Source organism: Cupriavidus neocaledonicus, assembly GCF_000372525.1.
Classification (GTDB): Bacteria; Pseudomonadota; Gammaproteobacteria; order Burkholderiales; family Burkholderiaceae; genus Cupriavidus; species Cupriavidus neocaledonicus.
This window is the reverse complement of record NZ_AQUR01000079.1, coordinates 57,717-75,255: the sequence shown is the minus strand read 5'-3', so window position 1 is coordinate 75,255 and position 17,539 is coordinate 57,717. Positions and strand designations below refer to the sequence as shown.

Sequence of the window (17,539 nt, the reverse complement as noted above, 5' to 3'; positions counted from 1 at the left end):
AAGCGCGAGGTGCCGTCCGGCATCAGGCCCTTGCCCTGGGTGGCGCGGATGGCCTGGCACAGGTTGGTCTTGCGCGACAGGCAGAACTTGCACTGGCGGCATTCCGGCGTGTACAGCGGGATCACGTGGTCGCCCGGCCTGAGCGAGGTCACGCCCGGGCCGACGTCGGTGACGATGCCGGCGCCTTCATGGCCGAGGATCGCCGGGAAGATGCCTTCCGGATCGGCGCCGGACAGCGTGTAGTAATCGGTGTGGCAGATGCCGGTGGCCTTCACTTCCACCAGCACTTCGCCGGCGCGCGGGCCGTCGAGGTCGACGTCTTCGATGGTCAGCGGAGCGCCGGCTTTCCAGGCGATGGCGGCTTTGGTTTTCATGGGGTCCTCCGGGATCAGGAATATGGGGGCGGCTCGCGGCTTGGGCGTTGCGCGGCAAAAGGCTAGCGCGAATGCCGAAGGCAACCGGGTCCGAGGCATGACTATACGGTCTTCCTGCGGCATGAGGCCAGCTCTGGCCGATCAGCGGTCAGCGTCTGCGGGCCACCAGTTCAGCGGCATGGCCAGCCGCATGGCCAACTCCATCGGCCGTTGTTGCCAACTGCCCCGCATGCCGCCGCCCCAGCCACCAGCCCAGCCCAGCCCACGCTAACGCCAGCAACGCACCCGCCAGCGCCACCGTCGCGGGATGGCCCGACAGCGCATCGATCGCGGTCTTGACCCACGCGCTGACCGCATCGCCGGCGCGGTAGACGGCGGTGTCGATGACGTTCTTGGCCTTGTACTTGGTCTCGGCATCGACGACCGTGAACAGCATCTCGCGGCCGGGACGCAGCAGCGCGTATTCGCCGACGCGCCGCAGGATCATGACGCCGGCGAGCACGCCGAAGGTGGGCAGCAGCGCCAGCACGACGAAGCCGGCGGCAACGGCCAGCGGTACCGCGCTCAGCAGCATGGTGACGCCATAGCGGCGCGCCATGCGGCCGGTGAAGAACAGCTGCACCAGGATGGTCAGCGCCTGCACCACGGCATCCAGCGCACTGAACACCTGGGTCTGGCGGGTGCGCTCGGGAAAGGCTTCGGCGACGAGCCTGGCTTGCTCGAAATAGAGGAAGGTACTGGCGGTGGCCAGCAGGATCACGAACAGGCCGATGCCGAGCAGGTAGCGCGAGCGCAGCAGCAGAGACAGCCCGGCGAGCAGCCCGCCGCCGATCGGATTGGCAGGATCCTGCGCCGCGCTGGCTACGGCCTGGCCTGACGGCCCCGCGCCGGCGCCGGCACGGCGGCGCCAGCCGAACAGCCAGCCCACGCCCGGCAGCGTGGCGGCCAGCAAGGCGGCCGACAGCAGCATCAGGCCGGTCAGGCCGATGTGCGGCACCAGCCAGCCACCCAGCACCGGCCCGGCCAGTCCGCCCGCGCTGGCGCCGGCCGCCAGCAGCGCGAACAGGCGGCGCGCCTGCTCGGGCCGGAACACATCGGCCATCAGGCTCCAGGCCACCGACACCACGAACAGGTTGAACACGGACAGCCACACGTAGAACACGCGCGCCAGCCAGACGTTGTCGGGCAGTGCGCGCGTGGCCAGCGCAAACGCCAGCAGGTTGGCAATGAAGAAGGCGTATACCCACGGCACGAAGCGGCGCCGTGGCAGCCAGGCGCAGACTGCCCCATACAGCGGGATCGCCGCCAGCATCACGACAAAGGTGGCGGTGAACAGCCATTGCAGGTTCTTCACGCCGCCGGCGATGCCCATGGTCTCGCGCACCGGGCGCAGCATGAAATAGCTGGCGAACAGGCAGAAGAAGAACAGGAAGCCGGCCACCACGGCGCCGGCTTCGCCGCTGCGCACGCCGAAGCCGCGCCACAGTCGGGCCGGGCCGCCGGCGGGTGCGTCGCGCATGGGCTCGTCCACGGCGGGGCCGGTTCAGCGCAGCAGCGCCGCGATGCGCTCGCGCTGGCCCGGATCGGGCATGCGGCCGAGCGCGGCGCCGAGGTTGTCGGCCATGTTGCGCGGCTTGGAGGTCGCCGGGATCGCCACGGTCACGGCCGGATGGCTGACGACGAACTTCAGAAACAGCTGGCCCCATGAGCCGCAGTCAATGTCGCCGGCCCACGGCGGCAGCGGGCGGTCCTTGACCACGCGGAACAGGCGGCCATCCTGGAACGGCCGATTGGCCAGCACCGCCACGCCGCGCGCCTCGCACAGGGGCAGCAGCGTGCGCTCGGCATTGCGCTCGGCCACGGAGTAGTTGATCTGCACGAAGTCGACACGCTCGGCGCGCACGATCCTCTCCAGCGCCTCGTGCGCGTCGTCGCGGTAATGGGTGATGCCCAGGTAGCGGATGCGGCCCTGTTCCTTCAGCTGGCGCAGCCAGCGCAGGTTGCCCTGCCAGTCGATCAGGTTGTGAATCTGCAGCAGGTCGACCTTGTCCACATGCAGGTCGGCCAGCGAGCGTCCCCATTGCGCTTGCGCCGGCGCGCCGGCCGGGGCTGAGATCTTGGTGGCGAGGAAGACCCGGTCGCGCGCATTGGCGGCGCGCAGCAGGTCGCCGGTCACGGCTTCGGCGCTGCCGTAGCTGGGCGCGGTGTCGACCACCGAGCCTTCAGACTGCAGCAACAGCCCCATGATCTCCGCCAGCGGCTTGCGTTCGGCGGGGCCGGTGCCGACGTTGAAGGTGTCGGCGGTGCCCATGCCGATCACGGGCAGGGCTTCGGTGGTGCCGGGAATGGTGCGGCGCAGGGGCGCGGCAACGGTGACGGCATGGCCCGGCAGCGCGGGCCCGAAACCAGTAGCGGCCAGCCCGGCGGTGAGGCCAAGGAATGAGCGACGGTCGATCGACATGGGAGGGTTTCCCGGCGAGTCACTGACTGGTTGACCTTAGGCGGTGGGCCCGGCCATGTAAACCGTTGCGTGCGCGGCGGAATCCCTAGTGCAGGCGAGGACGATATACCACGCCAAACCGGACGGACAGGGCGCTCAGGCGCTGGTCCAGGGTCCACAGGCGGGCTCCGGGACTGATCAGGGTCGAAGCCAGCAAGGTGACATCCACCAGGCCGCAGCCGAGCCCATACAGTTGCTCGCGCTCCACCAGTGCGATGACTTCGCCCAGCGTTGCCTGCCGGGCAGCCTGCAGCAGCCCGATGTCGCCGAGCGTCTGTGCCCTGGGTGCCGGGGGCGTGCCGCAGGCCAGTTCGGCCACCACCAGGGGATGGGTCAGCACCTGGTCCGCCTCCATCAGGCGGATCAGGGCGTCATTGCGCTGCCGGAAATGGCTTACCCACACCGAGGTGTCGACGAGCACGTTCATTTGACGTCGGGCTCGGGATTGCGACGCGGTACGTCCTGCATGCCGGGCGCTGCGCCACCGAGGGCAGCGAGGCGCTTGGCGGCCTGCACCCGAACGAAAGTCTTGATTGCCTCGCGAAACAGGTCTGCTTTGTCCATGCCGGGGTCCGCCATCTCCAGGGCTTGTTCATACAGGGCATCATCGATCGTGACTGTCGTGCGCATTGCCGGCTCCGTGAATCAGGTTTGATGTCAATATGCATCAAAAACGGAATCAGGGCAAGACCGCCGCCGGGGGAGCCGAGCGCCGCCGACACCCTTGCAGTATTTGCTGCCGGTGCCAGGGCGTCGATGAGAGATGTCGCATACCGGGCCACCATGGCAGGCATGGGGCCGGAGCCGCCGCGGGCGCGGCCCCGTCGGCCACGGCCGGCCGTCAGATCAGCGTGGCCAGCCCCAGCGTCAGCAGCAGCGCCACCACCGAGATGATGGTTTCGCAGACCGACCAGGTCTTGAAGGTCTGGGCCACGGTCATGTTGAAGTATTCCTTGACCAGCCAGAAGCCGCCGTCGTTCACGTGTGACAGGATCAGCGAACCGGCGCCGGTGGTCAGCACCAGCAATTCCGGGCGGGTGCCCGGCACGCTGGCGGCAATCGGCGCGACGATGCCCGCGGCGGTGGTCATGGCAACGGTTGCCGAGCCCGTCGCGATGCGGATCATTACCGCGACCAGCCAGCCCAGCACCAGCACCGACACGTTGGCGCCGGTGGCGACGTCGACGATGGCCGTGGAGATGCCCGAGTCGCGCAGGATGCGACCGAAGCCGCCGCCGGCACCGACCACCAGCGTGATGATGGCGGTGGGCGCCACGCACTCGTTGGTGAACCTGAGGATGGTTTCGCGATTGAAGCCGCGCGCCTTGCCGAAGGTGTAGAAGCTCACCAGCGCGGCGATCAGCAGCGCCATCACCGAGTTGCCGATCAGCTTCAGGAAGTCGTTGGCGAAGGTCTTGGGCGTGGTGAACAGGTCGGCCCAGCTGCCGATCAGCATCAGCACCACCGGCAGCAAAATGGTAAACACCGTGATGCCAAAGCCCGGCAGTTCGTGCGATTCCTTGACGCGCTCATCCTCTTCGGTGAACTGTTCGGCAAGCGGGTTGTATTCGGGCAGCTTGACATAGCGGTCCATCAGGCGGGCGAACAACGGGCCTGCCAGCGCCGCGGTCGGGATGCCGACGATCAGCGCGTACATGATGGTCTTGCCGATATCGGCGCCGTATGCGGTCACCGCCAGCAGCGCCGCCGGATGCGGCGGGATCAGGCCGTGCACCACCGACAGGCCGGCCACCATCGGAATGCCGACCAGCACCATCGACGTGCCGGTGCGCTTGGCGACGTTGAAGGCGATCGGCACCAGCAGCACGAAACCCACTTCGAAGAACACCGGCAGGCCGACGATGAACGCGATGGTGGCCATGGCCCAATGCACGTTCTTCGCGCCGAAGAAATCGATCAGCGTGTTGGCGATGCGCTCGGCGCCGCCGGACTCGGCCATCATCTTGCCCAGCATGGTGCCCAGGCCCACCACCAGCGCGATATGGCCGAGGGTGCCGCCGACACCGGCTTCGAATGACTTGACGATCTCGCTCATCGGCATGCCCACGGCAAAGCCGAGCAGCACCGAGACGACGACCAGGGTAATGAACGGGTTGAGCTTGTAGCGTGCGATCAGCACCACCAGTGCGATCACTGCGATCAGCGCATACACCAAGAGCGTGGTTCCGGTGACGGCACCCATATTGTCTCCTTGCGTGGAAAAAGGGCCGCTTGTGACGGCAGCAGAGGTTTGGCTTTCTTGTTTCTCTCCGTGGGGGAGAGGCGGTGGGGAAGTGGGCACGCGTGGCAAGCGCCCTGGCGGCTCACTTGGTGGTGAGCCCGGCCCTCTCCCCCGGCCCCTCTCCCGCGTGCGGGAGAGGGGAGAAAACAGTGCGAAATCTGTGAATCAGGCAGGCAGCAGGCTCAGGCCGCCGGCTTCTTGTAGGCGATGCAGTCGACCTCGACCTTGCAATCGACCACCATGCTCGACTGCACGCAGGCGCGCGCGGGCGGGTTGGCGCCGAAGTATTCCTTGAAGATCTTGTTGAACGAGGCAAAGTCGCGCGTGTCGTCCAGCCACACGCCGCAGCGCACGACATGCTCGGTGCCATAGCCGGCCTCGGCCAGGATCGCCAGCACGTTCTTGATGGCCTGGTGGGTCTGGGGCACGATGCCGCCGTCGATGACCTCGCCGTTGACCATCGGCACCTGGCCGGAGACGTAGAGCCAGCCATCGGCCGCGACCGCGCGGGCAAAGGGCATGTGCTGGCCGCCGGTGCCGGTGCCGCCTTCGACGCCGAATCGTTTGATGTCCATGAGTACTCCTGGAAATGGGTGGGATAGGGGAGGGAAGCGGCGGTGCGTGCGGGTCAGTCCGCACCGCGGGGCAGGAACCGGCCGGCGCGCACGCCGGTGCTCTGGCGCTGCTGCCATGACAGCTCGCCGTTGACCCAGACCGAGGCAATGCCTTCGGCCGGTTGCATGGGATCGGTAAAGCTGGCGGCGTCGCGGATGGTGGCGGCGTCGAACAGCACCAGGTCGGCCCAGTAGCCTTCGCGCACGAAGCCGCGCTGGTGCAGGCCGAAGCGCTCGGCCGACATGCCGGTCATCTTGTTGACGGCCACGGTCAGCGGAAACAGCTCGCGGTCGCGCGCATAGTGGCCCAGCACGCGCGGGAACGCGCCCCACAGGCGCGGGTGCGGCAGCGGGTCGTTGGGCAGCCCGTCCGAGCCGACCACCGTGGCCGGGTGGCTCAGGATGCGGTCGACATCGGCGTCTTCCATGCAGTGGTAGACCGCGCCGGCGGGCATCAGCCGGCGCGCGGCTTCGTGCAGGTCGACCTGCCAGTCGGCGGCGATGTCGGCGAGCAGGCGGCCGCCCATCTCGGGTGCGCCTTCGGACCAGGTCACCATGATGTCGAAGTCGCCGGTGACCTGCTTCAGGTCCAGCGTGGACGAGCTCGCGGTGTACGGATAGCAGTCGCAGCCGACCGGCTGCCAGCGCTGCGCGCCGTCGAGCGCGTCCAGCACTTCGGTGCTGCGGCCCCAGTTGGCCACGCCGGCGCATTTCAGGTGCGAGATCACTACCGGTACGCGCGCATGGCGGCCGATGCGGAAGGCCTCGTCCATGGCATCGAGGATCTCGGCGAATTCACTGCGCAAATGGGTGGCGTAGAGCGCGCCGGCCTTGGCCAGCGGCTCGGCCAGCGCCAGCACTTCCTCGGTCGGCGCGCTGAAGGCGTTGGCATAGGCCAGGCCCGTCGACAGGCCCAGCGCGCCGTGCTGCAGCGCTTCTTCCAGCTGCGCGCGCATCGCGTCGATTTCCTGCGGCGTGGCGGCGCGGTCGAAGCGGTCCATATGGTTGCTGCGCAGCGCGGTATGGCCGACCAGCGCGGCGACATTGACGGCGGGCCGCGCGGCCTCGACCGCCTCGACATAGGCCTTGAAATCCGGGTAGCGGAAGGCGTCGGCATGGCCGAGCAGGTTCATCGGGTCGGGCGGGTCGCCCGCCAGCGTGACCGGCGCGGCGCTGATGCCGCAGTTGCCCACGACCACCGTGGTCACGCCCTGCGACAGCTTGGGGGTCATCTCCGGCTGGCGCACCACGTTGGTGTCGTCGTGCGTGTGCACGTCGATAAAGCCGGGCGCGAGCACCAGGCCATCGCCTTCGACCACGTGCGCGGCCGCGTCGGGGTCGATCGCGCCCGGCGCGTCGATGCGGGCGATGCGGCCATCGCGCAGGGCCACGTCGGCCAGGCGCGCGGCCGCGCCCGAGCCGTCGATCAGCGTGACGCAGCGGATCAGGGTATCGAACAGGTGTGGCATGGTCAGTCTCCCAGCGGCTGGCGGCTGTCGGGGCCCTTGCCGGGGCCGCTGTCGCCGCGATGGCTGTCGAGCACGTACTTGAGCCGGCGCAGGCGTTCCTTGCTCTGGTCCGGCTGCAACAGTGCGCACTGCGTGGCCAGCACGTCCAGCACCATCAGCATGGCGTAGCGCGAGGCCGATGGCTTGAAAATGAAATCCGTCTCCAGCGTGCGCACCGGCAGCAGCACGTCGGCGCGCGCCGCCAGCGGCGAGCCCAGCGCGGTCACGGCCACCAGGCGGGCGCCGTACTCGCGCGCGATATCACAGCTGGCCAGCATCTCCGGCACGCGGCCGCTGGCCGAGAAGGCCAGCACCACGTCGTCGCGGCCCAGCGTGGCCGCCACCATCTTTTGCAGCAGCGCGTCCTGGTAACTGGCCACCGGCAGGCCCAGGCGCGCCAGGCGATGGCGCGCTTCGTCGGCCATGAACGACGAGCCGCCGCCCATGCCAAAAGCGTAGACCATGCGTGCGCCCAGCAACAGGCGCGCGGCCTGCTCAATGCGCTCGGTATCCAGCAGCCCGCGGTTGGCTTCCAGCGCGGTGAGGATGTCGGCGTGGATGCTGTCGGCAAGCGTGGCCGGGGCGGCTTCAGCGGCCGGAACGCTGCCGGGCTGCAGGAAGCGCGCGCCCACCGCCGCGGCCTGGGCCAGGCGCAACTTCAGGTCGCGCACGTCGCGGCAGCCGATGGCCTTGGCAAAGCGCGTCACGCTGGCTTCGCTGACGCCGGCCTGGCGGGCCAGCTCGTTGATGCTCGCCGCCGCCGCGCCGGCCAGGTCTTCCAGCACCACCTGCGCCACCTTCTGCTCGGCCAGGCGCAGCGCGGGGCCGCGCTCGGCGATGCGGGTCAGGATGTCGAAAGGCGCGGTCATGTGCGGTGCGGAGCTAGGAGGCGAAGGTGGGCGAATCGTTATGTGACGCGATCTGCAGTCGGCGCGGGCAGGGGCTATAACAGTGACTGGCACCTGATGGTGCGCGCTTTCCCTGGCCGGGCACGGTCCCGGCCGCAGCCGTATGTGTTACTTTATAACAAGGATGAAATATCTTATTTTCAGGGCTATCATTACGTCAATCAGATTTTTTCAGGGTGATGACAGGCATGCGTGAAATAAAGTATCAGGCTGGCGTGATCGATCCGCTCAACAAGGCGCTGGGCCGGATGGAGGCCCCGATCGCCCCGGACGCGGCTGGCCAGACCGGCTGGAACCTGTTGCAGGAAGAACTGAGCCTGCCCGCCGCGGTGCTGTATGAAGACCGTCTTGCGCACAACCTGGCGTGGATGCGACGCTTCATGGACGAGTACGGCGTGCAGCTGGCGCCGCATGGCAAGACCACCATGGCGCCCAAGCTGTTTGCCCGGCAACTCGGCGCCGGCGCGTGGGGCATCACCCTGGCCACCGCGCACCAGACCGCGGCCGCGCATGCGCACGGCGTCAAGCGCGTGTTGATGGCCAACCAGCTGGTCGGCCGCCGCAACATGGAAATCATCGCGGACCTGCTGCGCGATCCCGACTTTGAATTCTTCGCGCTGGTGGATTCGGCCGAGCTGGTCGACCAGCTCGGCAAGTTTTTCAAGGCGCGTGGCCAAACGCTGCAGGTGCTGCTCGAGCTGGGCGTCGAAGGCGGGCGCACCGGCGTGCGCGACGACGCGCAGCAGCAGGCGGTGCTCGATGCGCTGGCACGCTGGCCCGACGCCTTGTCGCTGGCCGGCGTGGAAATCTACGAGGGCGTGCTCAAGGAAGAAGCCGATATCCGCAAGTTCCTGCGGCGCACCGTGGCGGTGACGAAGCAGCTGGCCGCGCAAGGCCGCTTCGGCCGCAGCCCGGTGGTGATGTCGGGCGCGGGTTCGGCCTGGTACGACGTGGTGGCCGAGGAATTCGCGCGCACCGACATCGGCGCGCCGATCGATATCGTGCTGCGCCCCGGCTGCTACCTGACGCACGATGTGGGCATCTACCGCGCCGCGCAGCAGCGCATCCTGGCGAGCAACCCGGTCGCGCAGAAAATGCGCGAGGGTTTGCTGCCGGCGCTGCAGCTGTGGGCCTATGTCCAGTCGATTCCGGAACCCGGGCGCGCCATCATCGGCATGGGCAAGCGCGATGCCGCCTTCGACGCCGGCATGCCGATCCCGGCGCGCCGCTACCGTCCCGGTGAAGAGGCGCCGGTGGACGTGCCCGCGCATTGGGAGGTCACCGGCATGATGGACCAGCACGCCTACCTGCAGATCCGGCCGGGCGACGACATCCGGGTCGGCGACATGATCGCCTTCGATATCTCGCACCCGTGCCTGACCTTCGACAAGTGGCGCCATATCCCGGTGCTGGATCGCGATATGCGCGTGATCGACATCGTGCAAACCTTCTTCTGAGGCAAGCGGCCCCATGAGCATCGACATCCTGGCCTATGGCGAGCCGCTGGTTGAATTCAACCAGCAGCCGGACGATCCGTCGCGCTACCTGCAGGGCTTTGGCGGCGATACCTCCAACTTCTGCATTGCCGCGGCGCGCCAGGGGGCGAGCACCGGCTATATCTGCGCGGTCGGCGCCGACACCTTTGGCGAGCGCCTGCGCGCACTGTGGACCCAGGAGCGGGTCGACACACGGCATGTGCATATCGACGCGGGCGCCCCCACCGGCGTCTACTTTGTCTCGCACGACAGCCACGGCCACCGCTTCGACTACCTGCGCGAAGGCTCCGCCGCCAGCCGCTACCAGCATGAGCAGTTGCCGCTGGGCGCGATCGCGTCGGCGCGCTACCTGCACCTGTCGGGCATCAGCCTCGCCATCAGCACCAGCGCGTGCGATGCCGGCCTGGATGCGATGGAGCACGCGCGCAAGGCCGGCACCAAGGTCACGCTGGACACCAACCTGCGCCTGCGCCTGTGGTCGCTGGCACGCGCGCGCGGCATCATGCGCGAAGCCTTCCGGATGACCGACGTGTGCCTGCCGAGCTGGGACGACATCACCGTGCTGACCGGGCTGGACGACCGCGACGCGATCGCCGACTACCTGCTCGGCTGCGGCATCGGCCTGGTCGCGCTGAAGCTGGGGGAAGAGGGCTCCTATATCGCCACGCCCGAGTCCCGCAGCCTGGTGCCGGCCTATCCGGTCGAGCCGGTCGACGCCACCGGCGCGGGCGACTGCTTCGGCGGCAGCTTCGTCGCGCGGCTGGCCGCGGGCGCCGATCCGTTCGACGCCGCGCGCTATGCCAACGTGGCGGCAGCGCTGTCGACCACCGGCTATGGCGCGGTGGCGCCGATTCCCGATGCGCAGACCGTGCTGGCGCGACTGGCGCAGTCGGTATCGGTGATCGCCTGAGCCGCCGCTGCCCGTAACTGATGCTTTCCTGAACCTACATACCGCGAGATCGCTATGTCAAACCAGACTTCCCCGCTGCTTCAACGCCTTGCCGATGTGCCGGTGATCCCGGTGCTGGAATTCCACTCGGTCGACGAGGCCCTGCATGTCAGCGAGGCGCTGGTGACCGGTGGCTTGCCGCTGCTGGAAATCACGCTGCGCACCCCGGTGGCGCTGGAAGCGATCCGTGCGGTCGCCGCGGCGCTGCCACAAGCGTGCGTAGGCGCCGGCACGGTGCTGAACGTGGAGCAGCTGCACGCGGTGCGCGACGCGGGCGCCCAGTTTGCGGTCTCGCCCGGCCTGACGCCGACGCTGGCGGCGGGCGCGCGCGGCGCGGGGATTTCTCTGCTGCCTGGCGTTGCCACCGCCAGCGAGGCCATGACGGCGCTGGAAGCCGGCTTCACCTTCCTCAAGTTCTTCCCGGCGCAGGCCGCGGGCGGGGTGCCGATGCTGAAGTCGCTGGGCGGGCCGCTGCCGCAGCTGCGCTTCTGCCCGACCGGCGGCATCGATGCCGCGCTGGCGCCGTCGTACCTGGCGCTGCCCAATGTGGTGTGCGTGGGCGGGTCATGGGTGGTACCGAAGGACGCCGTCGTCAGTGGCGACTGGGGCCGCATCCGCGCCCTGGCGGAACAGGCCCGGGCCCTGCGCGCCAGGCCCTGAGGCCGGCGCGGGACCAAGCAAAACGGCACGCCAGCGGGCGTGCCGTTTTGCTGTCGATGCAGCCCTGGCCGGCTTACTTGTGGCGTTCTGCCGAGCTTTCCAGCTTCTGGCCGCCGCGCTGAATGTCCTGGCCGAGCCCTGCCATCGTGTTGCAACCGGCCAACAGAGTGGCAAACAAAACGCACCAGATCCAACCTTTCTTCACGCCGGGCTCCTTTCGATAGGGTCGAGAATCGAGCGATTCTCCGAGTTTGGGATTGACGCAGATTTTACCGCTGCTGCGCGCGGCTTTGATAGCTGGTATGTCGCAATTTGTAAATCGTGCAGCCGCTTGCCACAGGCCTGGCGGTCAGTCCGGCGGCGCCAGCAAGGCGCGGGCGCGCTGCTGGATTGCCGCATGGGTCTGCAGCAGCCAGACGGCCGGGAACGGCTGCGCCAGCAGGTAGCCCTGCACGCTGTGGCAACCCCAGCTACGCACCGCCTCAAGCTGCTGGCGCGTTTCGATGCCCTTGGCGCAGACCGACGCGCCGGCGCGCCGCGCCGCGCGGCAGGCTTCGCGCAGGCTGTCGGCACGGCTATGGGCCTCGCGGGCATGGCCGAGGCCGCGCGCGTCCAGCGTGACGGCGTCAGGATGCAGCGCCGCCAGCGCCTCGCGGCAGGCCGGGCTGTCGTCGAAATCGCCCAGCGCCAGCTGCAGGCCGCGCCGGCGCAGCGCGGCAAAGCGGTCGATCAGCTCGGCGTCGGTCGGCACCGTGCTGGCCGGCAGTTCGATGCACAGGTGCTCCGGCGCAATGCCGCGCGCATCGAGCGCTTGCGCCAGGGCTTCCAACATTTGCGGGCGATGCAGCTGCGCGCTCGAGGCCAGCAGGGTGAACTGCAGCGGGGCGATGGTCTCGGCGGCACGGACCAGCGGCAGCACGCTTTCCAGCAGCCAGTTGCCGATGCGGCCGACCAGTCCGAGCGCTTCGACGCCGGGCAGGAAGTCCTGCGGCGCCACGCGGCCGAGCACCGGATGCTGCCAGCGCAGCCGCACCGTGTAGCCGCTGACGGCAGCGCCGGCAAGGTCGGCGCGCGGCTGCAGCTGCAGGCTCAGCTCGCCGCGCTCGAGCGCATCGGGCAGCGCCGCCAGCAACGGGGCCGCGGGCGGGGACAGCGGCTTGTCGGCGCGCGCGAGGCCGGCGCCGCCCTGGCGGTTGACCCGCAGCATGGCGTCGAATGCCTGCTGCAGGCTGCGCTCGGCCGGGATGTCGGCATGGTCGTTGGCCACGCCAATGCTGCACGACAGGTGCAACTCGAAGCCCTCCAGCGCAAAAGGCCGGGACAGGTCGTCGGCCACGCGGCTGGCTAACTGGCCCGGATCGGGCACGCCGGCGGGCAGCGCGGTGATGACCACCAGGTCGGCCGCGGCAATCCAGTGCATGTCCGCGCCTGGCGGCAGCAGGCAGGCGATGCGCGCCTGCACGATGCCGCGCAGCCTGGCGGAGCGGTCTGTGCCGAGGGTTTCACCGGCGCTGGCAAAGCGGTCCAGGCGGATCGCCAGGATCGCCGCCGGCGCACCGGCCTGGGCGCGGCGCGCGCTCAGCGCGCCTACCAGCGCGGACGGTTGCATCGCGCCGCTGCCGCCGCTGGCAGCGCTTTGGACGAGGTCGTCGGCATCAGGATCCATGCATGATCTTGCGGGCCGCGGGACATTGGCTTGCGGCGCACGCGTCTCCCCGTGTCTGAAATAGTTCTTCGGCAGGCCGCCGGCACGCCGCGGTCGCAGTCGTCGCCAGTTGGGCAGCCATGCGTGCCGCGGCCGCCCGCGGGCCACGGAGCCCGATCATAAGCGAAGGGAGGGGCGAGGGGCGTTGCAGGTTGCGCCGAAGTGATCCGGACACAACTACATTTGATTTGGATCAATGCGGCGCCATCCATCCAGGGAAGATGCGATTGACGCCGCGACGTGGCCCGGGTGCCGGTCTGCGCGACTCAGCCGGTGGTTTCTTCCTCGGGCCCGTCCTGGGGCGGCAGGCGTTCGGCCAGCACCTTGTCGATGCGCTTGCCGTCCATGTCGACGATCTCGAAGCGCCAGTCGCCCCATTGCACCGTGTCGGCAATCTGGGGCAGACGCCCCAGCAGCAACAGCAGCATGCCGGACAGCGTGTGATAGCGCTCCTTTTCTTCCTCGGGCACCTGGCGCAGGCCGATGCGGTCTTTCAGCTCGGGGATCGGGATCAGGCCATCGAGCAGCCACGAGCCGTCGTCGCGCTGTACCGCCCATTGCTCGCCGGCGGCCTCGGCCTTGAATTCGCCGGTGATGGCCTCGATCAGGTCCCGCAACGTCACCAGGCCCAGCACCTCGCCGTATTCGTCGATGACAAAGGCGATCTGGCCGCCCGAGGCACGGAAGTTTTCCAGCAGCTCCATGCCGGTCACGCTTTCTGGCACGAATACCGCGGGCTGCACCGCCGCCTGCAGGTCCGCTTCCTCGCCGCGCAGCCGGCGCGCCAGCAGCTGGCGCGCGCTGACCACGCCGATGATGTCGTGCATGCCGCCACGCACCACCGGGAAGCGCGAGTGGTCGGATTCCTCGATGCGGCGCAGGTTCTCGTCCATCGTGGCTTCCACATCCAGGTAGACCACGTCGCCGCGCGGCACCATCAGTGACGCCAGCTGGCGGTCATCCAGGCGGAACACGTTGCGCACCATGGTGTGCTCATGCTGCTCGATCACGCCGGCTTCGGAGCCTTCCACCAGCAGGGCATGGATTTCTTCCTCGGTCACGCCGGGGCCGCGGTCGACCTGGGTGCCGAGCAGCCGCAGCACCAGCCGCGTGGAGCTTGACAGGAGCTTGACGAAAGGGGTCGAGGCCACCGCCAGCCAGCCGATCGGGCGCGCCACCAGGCGCGCGATGGCCTCGGGCGCCATCTGGCCCAGCCGCTTGGGCACCAGTTCGCCCAGCACGATGGAAAAATAGGTCAGGCCGGCCACCACGATCGCGGTGGCTACATAGCCAGCGGTGCTTTCCGAGATGCCAAAACCCTGCAGCCACAGGCCCAGCGGCTGCGCCAGCGTCGATTCGCCGACCACGCCGTTGAGCACGCCGATCGAGGTGATGCCGATCTGCACGGTCGAGAGGAAGCGGGTGGGGTCCTCGCCCAGCTTGGCCGCGGCAATGGCGCCGCGGTCGCCGTTCTCGATCTGGCGTTGCAGGCGTGCCTTGCGGGCTGTAACGAGTGCAATCTCGGACATCGCAAACAGGCCGTTCAGCAGAATCAGCGCCAGTAATATGGCAATTTCCATCAGGGTGCGCGCCCTCTGCGCGCCGGGTGTCTGAAAAGATCAAGCATACCATTCGCCTGTTACACGACATCGCCACTGTGATGCGCCCGCCGCAATTGCTGGCGCTTTTCCGGCCATCGGCGACGCACTGGATCGCGGCGATTACCTGCCAGGTATTCGCGGCGAGGCCGCCGCCATGTTGTAATAGCCGGCATGGAAACGCTGACCCCTGCCTCGGATGCCACTCTCGACTTCCCCGGACTGTTGCGCTACTGGCGCGGCAAGCGCGGCTACAGCCAGCTGGCGCTGTCGCTGGCCGCCGGGGTCTCGCAGCGGCACATCTCCTTTCTCGAGTCCGGGCGTGCGCGCCCCAGCCGCGAGATGGTGCTGGCGCTGGCCGAGCGCCTGGGGGTGCCGCTGCGCCAGCGCAACCGGCTGCTGCTCGCCAGCGGTTTCGCCCCGGCCTACAGCGAACACGCGCTGACCGCGCCGCCGTTGCAAATGGTGCAGCAGGCGATCGCCCTGATCCTGGCCAAGCAGGAGCCGTACCCGGCCGTGGTGCTGGACCGCTTCTGGAACCTGGTCGACGCCAATGCCGCCTACCGCCGCATGTTCGACACCTTGCTGGGCGGCCGCCCGCCGGCATCGCTTGCCGACGATCCGCACCGGATCAACCTGATGCTGACGGTGTTCGACCCCGATGGCCTGTGGCCGGTCATCGGCAACGCGCGCCAGGTCGGCCGCTACCTGTTGCGGCGCGTCTGGCAGGAGCTGCAGGTGCAGGCGCACGACCAGACCGCGCGCGCGCTGTTCGCGCGCATCGCCGACTGGCATCCGGACATGGTGGGCCCCGGCGGGGTGCTGCTGCCCGAGGACGACGGCAGCGACGGTCCGCCGCCGCCGTTGTTGCCGGTGGTGCTGCAGGCGGGAGCGTTCCGCGCGTCGTTGTTCTCGACCCTGACCACGCTCGGGATCCCGCAGGACGTCACGCTGCAGGAACTGCGCATCGAATGCTTCTTCCCGGCCGACGACGCCACGCGCGTCCTGTTTGAAACGCAGGGGGAAACGCAGGCGGAAACGCAGGGCGGGGCGCATGACCGGCCCGTCAGAAGCGGTAGCGCAGGTAGATGACGTGGAAGGTGGTGCCAGGGTTGGGCTCCTTGATGCCGCCATTGGACAGGTGCTGGATGCGGTAGCCCGCGGCAAAGTTGCGGTCCTTGCCCAGCATCACGCCCAGGCCGGCGTATTCCGAGAACTGGAACGCGCTGGAGATGACATGATCGTCGGAGGTGCGCGTGCCGCTCAGCACCCGCGCGCCCACGGACAGCTCGAGGAACGGCACCCAGGTGTGGCGCCACCAGGCGATCCGCACCACCGGCGATGCGCCGAACTCCCACAGATCGTTCGGATTGTTGTTGCTGTCGCTGAACCAGCGCGCAACATTGACCTCCCATTGCAGGTCAACCTGCCAGCCCTGCGGGTTGCCCCACGCCAGGCCCGAATCCCACAGCATGGCGATCTCCGCCTTTTGCACGTGATGGCTGTCGTCGAAGCCGTAGCCCAGCTGGATCGCAGGCGCCGCGCGCGCGGCGGTGCTCAGGCACCCGGCCAGCGCAAGCAGCGCCGCCATGGCGGCGCGGCGCGGCCGTTGCCACCGCCGCGCGGAGAAGGTTGGAAGGAGGGGAATGCAACTCGCATGGCTGTCTTGTCTGGCTTCTTGGTCGGGTCGGCGCATGGGAAGCACGCTGAAAAGATGCTGCGTTGTTGTCAGGCAAGCCATGGGAAAACCGGCGCATGCAGCCCCCACGCGCTGCCTCCTTACCCTATTTGTAGTACACGGGAAGCCACGTTGCCGAGGCCTAACGTGGCTGGCACCACGACGCGGCCGCGGCCTTGGCGCGCGGCGCGCAGTGACAAGGAACAATCGTGCTAACATGCGCGGGCCGGTGCCGGCCGTCTGGCCGGCCCGGTTACGTTACGTCTTCAGGGCGGGGTGAAAGTCCCCACCGGCGGTATGCCGCGACGCGCAGCGCGTGTCCGGCGAGCCCGCGAGCGCTCGCATTCCCGTGCGAGGTCAGCAGACCTGGTGAGAGGCCAGGGCCGACGGTCATAGTCCGGATGAAAGAAGATGGACGGAGCTTGCCCGCGTGGCCTGGCGCCTGCCTGGCCACGTGGTTTGCCGAGCCTTGCGCGCGCAGGGCGCGGCGGTTCGTGCGCGTGCGCTCAGCAGGCGTGCGGGCCTTGCGGTTCCGTTGACCCTTCCCCTGGAACGCCCATCGATGCTGAACCAGGAGCGTTTCATGTCTAGCTTTTCCACCGAAGCCATTGCCCCCGCGGTGTCCGCGGATGCCAACCCCAGTGGCGCTGTCGATATGATGGCCGGCGCCGACCCGCGTGCGCTGGCGTTGCGCATCGAACAGGCCCTCGAGGCCATGCGCGAAGGCCGGCCCGTAGTGCTGCTCGATGACGACGACCGCGAGAACGAAGCCGACCTGATCCTTGCCGCCGAGCGCCTGACCCAGGCCAACATGGCCATGATGATCCGCGAATGCAGCGGCATCGTGTGCCTGTGCCTGCCGGCGGACAAGGTGCGCAGCCTGGGGCTGCGGCCGATGGTCGAGCACAACCGCAGCCAGTACGGCACCGCGTTCACCGTGTCGATCGAGGCCCGCGAGGGCGTCAGCACGGGGGTCAGCGCGGCCGACCGGATCACTACCATCCGCGCGGCGATTGCCGCGGACGCCGGCGCCGATGCCGTGGTCAGCCCCGGCCATGTGTTCCCGCTGGTGGCGCGCGACGGCGGCGTGCTCGAGCGCCGCGGCCATACCGAAGGTTCAGTCGACCTGGCGCGCATGGCGGGGCTGTCGCCGGCCGCGGTGCTGTGCGAGCTGATGAATCCGGATGGCACCATGGCGCGGCGCGCGCAAGCGCTGGCCTTTGCCGGGATGTACCGCCTGCCGGTGCTGACCATCGAGGACCTGGTCGCCTGGCGACGCCTGCACGGCTGACGGCCGCCGCGATGCA

18 protein-coding genes and 1 riboswitch are annotated in these 17,539 nt (G+C 68.6%); of the genes, 5 read left to right on the top strand and 13 right to left on the bottom strand.

Annotation, left to right across the window (positions count from 1 at the left end):
* The 9 genes from A3AG_RS0106415 to A3AG_RS0106375 all read right to left on the bottom strand — a co-directional run.
* Window positions 1–374, bottom strand: a 374-nt coding sequence (locus tag A3AG_RS0106415; protein ID WP_018004626.1) for an alcohol dehydrogenase catalytic domain-containing protein, incomplete at its 3' end; no start/stop codon positions are given.
* 148 nt (window positions 375–522) lie between these two features.
* Window positions 523–1,893, bottom strand: a complete 1,371-nt coding sequence (locus A3AG_RS0106410; protein WP_051073486.1) for an NTP/NDP exchange transporter — start codon at window positions 1,891–1,893, stop codon at window positions 523–525.
* Window positions 1,894–1,917: 24 nt separating this feature from the next.
* Window positions 1,918–2,835 (bottom strand): aldo/keto reductase, encoded by a 918-nt coding sequence (locus A3AG_RS0106405; RefSeq protein ID WP_018004624.1) that lies wholly within the window; start codon window positions 2,833–2,835, stop codon window positions 1,918–1,920.
* An 85-nt stretch (window positions 2,836–2,920) separates the two neighbouring features.
* Entirely contained in the window at window positions 2,921–3,301 is a 381-nt protein-coding gene (locus tag A3AG_RS0106400) for a type II toxin-antitoxin system VapC family toxin (protein ID WP_018004623.1), read from the bottom strand.
* Window positions 3,298–3,504 (bottom strand): type II toxin-antitoxin system VapB family antitoxin, encoded by a 207-nt coding sequence (locus A3AG_RS0106395; protein ID WP_012355939.1) that lies wholly within the window; start codon window positions 3,502–3,504, stop codon window positions 3,298–3,300. The genes A3AG_RS0106400 and A3AG_RS0106395 overlap by 4 nt, the downstream gene beginning before the upstream one ends.
* A gap of 211 nt (window positions 3,505–3,715) precedes the next feature.
* Window positions 3,716–5,077, bottom strand: a complete 1,362-nt coding sequence (locus A3AG_RS0106390) for a GntP family permease (RefSeq protein ID WP_018004622.1) — start codon at window positions 5,075–5,077, stop codon at window positions 3,716–3,718.
* A gap of 221 nt (window positions 5,078–5,298) precedes the next feature.
* Complete coding sequence (locus A3AG_RS0106385) at window positions 5,299–5,691, bottom strand: RidA family protein (protein WP_018004621.1); 393 nt, start codon at window positions 5,689–5,691, stop codon at window positions 5,299–5,301.
* Between the two features lie 53 nt (window positions 5,692–5,744).
* Window positions 5,745–7,199 (bottom strand): N-acyl-D-amino-acid deacylase family protein, encoded by a 1,455-nt coding sequence (locus A3AG_RS0106380; RefSeq protein ID WP_018004620.1) that lies wholly within the window; start codon window positions 7,197–7,199, stop codon window positions 5,745–5,747.
* A 2-nt stretch (window positions 7,200–7,201) separates the two neighbouring features.
* The gene (locus A3AG_RS0106375; RefSeq protein ID WP_018004619.1) at window positions 7,202–8,107 is read right to left on the bottom strand and encodes a MurR/RpiR family transcriptional regulator; all 906 of its coding nucleotides are present in this window, start codon (window positions 8,105–8,107) and stop codon (window positions 7,202–7,204) included.
* 227 nt (window positions 8,108–8,334) lie between these two features.
* Here A3AG_RS0106375 and A3AG_RS0106370 point away from each other — a divergent pair, with 227 nt between their 5' ends.
* Genes A3AG_RS0106370 through A3AG_RS0106360 form a run of 3 tightly spaced genes read left to right on the top strand, consistent with a single transcriptional unit; the run spans window position 8,335 to window position 11,251 of the window.
* Window positions 8,335–9,603 (top strand): amino acid deaminase, encoded by a 1,269-nt coding sequence (locus A3AG_RS0106370; RefSeq protein WP_018004618.1) that lies wholly within the window; start codon window positions 8,335–8,337, stop codon window positions 9,601–9,603.
* A 13-nt stretch (window positions 9,604–9,616) separates the two neighbouring features.
* The gene (locus A3AG_RS0106365) at window positions 9,617–10,552 is read left to right on the top strand and encodes a sugar kinase (RefSeq protein ID WP_018004617.1); all 936 of its coding nucleotides are present in this window, start codon (window positions 9,617–9,619) and stop codon (window positions 10,550–10,552) included.
* A 54-nt stretch (window positions 10,553–10,606) separates the two neighbouring features.
* On the top strand, window positions 10,607–11,251 hold the full coding sequence (locus A3AG_RS0106360; protein WP_018004616.1) for a bifunctional 4-hydroxy-2-oxoglutarate aldolase/2-dehydro-3-deoxy-phosphogluconate aldolase: 645 nt from the start codon (window positions 10,607–10,609) through the stop codon (window positions 11,249–11,251).
* Window positions 11,252–11,324: 73 nt separating this feature from the next.
* On the opposite strand, the gene A3AG_RS0106355 is transcribed toward A3AG_RS0106360, so the two are convergent.
* The 3 genes from A3AG_RS0106355 to A3AG_RS0106345 all read right to left on the bottom strand — a co-directional run bounded on the left by A3AG_RS0106355 (window position 11,325) and on the right by A3AG_RS0106345 (window position 14,536).
* Window positions 11,325–11,456 (bottom strand): entericidin A/B family lipoprotein, encoded by a 132-nt coding sequence (locus tag A3AG_RS0106355; RefSeq protein WP_012355947.1) that lies wholly within the window; start codon window positions 11,454–11,456, stop codon window positions 11,325–11,327.
* A gap of 144 nt (window positions 11,457–11,600) precedes the next feature.
* Window positions 11,601–12,917, bottom strand: a complete 1,317-nt coding sequence (locus A3AG_RS0106350) for an EAL domain-containing protein (protein WP_026163995.1) — start codon at window positions 12,915–12,917, stop codon at window positions 11,601–11,603.
* Between the two features lie 305 nt (window positions 12,918–13,222).
* Entirely contained in the window at window positions 13,223–14,536 is a 1,314-nt protein-coding gene (locus tag A3AG_RS0106345; protein ID WP_026163994.1) for a hemolysin family protein, read from the bottom strand.
* 192 nt (window positions 14,537–14,728) lie between these two features.
* Between A3AG_RS0106345 and A3AG_RS0106340 the strand changes: the two genes are divergently transcribed.
* Entirely contained in the window at window positions 14,729–15,646 is a 918-nt protein-coding gene (locus tag A3AG_RS0106340) for a helix-turn-helix domain-containing protein (RefSeq protein WP_026163993.1), read from the top strand.
* Here A3AG_RS0106340 and A3AG_RS0106335 read toward each other — a convergent pair.
* On the bottom strand, window positions 15,621–16,145 hold the full coding sequence (locus tag A3AG_RS0106335; RefSeq protein ID WP_018004615.1) for an acyloxyacyl hydrolase: 525 nt from the start codon (window positions 16,143–16,145) through the stop codon (window positions 15,621–15,623). The genes A3AG_RS0106340 and A3AG_RS0106335 overlap by 26 nt on opposite strands.
* A 345-nt stretch (window positions 16,146–16,490) precedes the next feature.
* A riboswitch (FMN riboswitch) is annotated at window positions 16,491–16,649 on the top strand.
* A gap of 166 nt (window positions 16,650–16,815) precedes the next feature.
* Here A3AG_RS0106335 and ribB point away from each other — a divergent pair.
* Window positions 16,816–17,523 (top strand): 3,4-dihydroxy-2-butanone-4-phosphate synthase, encoded by a 708-nt coding sequence (gene ribB, locus A3AG_RS0106330; protein WP_145987522.1) that lies wholly within the window; start codon window positions 16,816–16,818, stop codon window positions 17,521–17,523.
* Window positions 17,524–17,539 lie beyond the last annotated feature (16 nt).

Coding starts and splice junctions, on each gene's coding strand:
- A3AG_RS0106370 (WP_018004618.1), top strand. CDS start 8,335: ATGCGTGAAATAAAGTATCAGGCTGGCGTGATCGATCCGCTCAACAAG.
- A3AG_RS0106410 (WP_051073486.1), bottom strand. CDS start 1,893: ATGCGCGACGCACCCGCCGGCGGCCCGGCCCGACTGTGGCGCGGCTTC.
- A3AG_RS0106335 (WP_018004615.1), bottom strand. CDS start 16,145: ATGGCGGCGCTGCTTGCGCTGGCCGGGTGCCTGAGCACCGCCGCGCGC.
- A3AG_RS0106405 (WP_018004624.1), bottom strand. CDS start 2,835: ATGTCGATCGACCGTCGCTCATTCCTTGGCCTCACCGCCGGGCTGGCC.
- A3AG_RS0106365 (WP_018004617.1), top strand. CDS start 9,617: ATGAGCATCGACATCCTGGCCTATGGCGAGCCGCTGGTTGAATTCAAC.
- A3AG_RS0106395 (WP_012355939.1), bottom strand. CDS start 3,504: ATGCGCACGACAGTCACGATCGATGATGCCCTGTATGAACAAGCCCTG.
- A3AG_RS0106375 (WP_018004619.1), bottom strand. CDS start 8,107: ATGACCGCGCCTTTCGACATCCTGACCCGCATCGCCGAGCGCGGCCCC.
- A3AG_RS0106340 (WP_026163993.1), top strand. CDS start 14,729: ATGGAAACGCTGACCCCTGCCTCGGATGCCACTCTCGACTTCCCCGGA.
- A3AG_RS0106400 (WP_018004623.1), bottom strand. CDS start 3,301: ATGAACGTGCTCGTCGACACCTCGGTGTGGGTAAGCCATTTCCGGCAG.
- A3AG_RS0106345 (WP_026163994.1), bottom strand. CDS start 14,536: ATGGAAATTGCCATATTACTGGCGCTGATTCTGCTGAACGGCCTGTTT.
- A3AG_RS0106390 (WP_018004622.1), bottom strand. CDS start 5,077: ATGGGTGCCGTCACCGGAACCACGCTCTTGGTGTATGCGCTGATCGCA.
- ribB (WP_145987522.1), top strand. CDS start 16,816: ATGTCTAGCTTTTCCACCGAAGCCATTGCCCCCGCGGTGTCCGCGGAT.
- A3AG_RS0106360 (WP_018004616.1), top strand. CDS start 10,607: ATGTCAAACCAGACTTCCCCGCTGCTTCAACGCCTTGCCGATGTGCCG.
- A3AG_RS0106380 (WP_018004620.1), bottom strand. CDS start 7,199: ATGCCACACCTGTTCGATACCCTGATCCGCTGCGTCACGCTGATCGAC.
- A3AG_RS0106385 (WP_018004621.1), bottom strand. CDS start 5,691: ATGGACATCAAACGATTCGGCGTCGAAGGCGGCACCGGCACCGGCGGC.
- A3AG_RS0106350 (WP_026163995.1), bottom strand. CDS start 12,917: ATGGATCCTGATGCCGACGACCTCGTCCAAAGCGCTGCCAGCGGCGGC.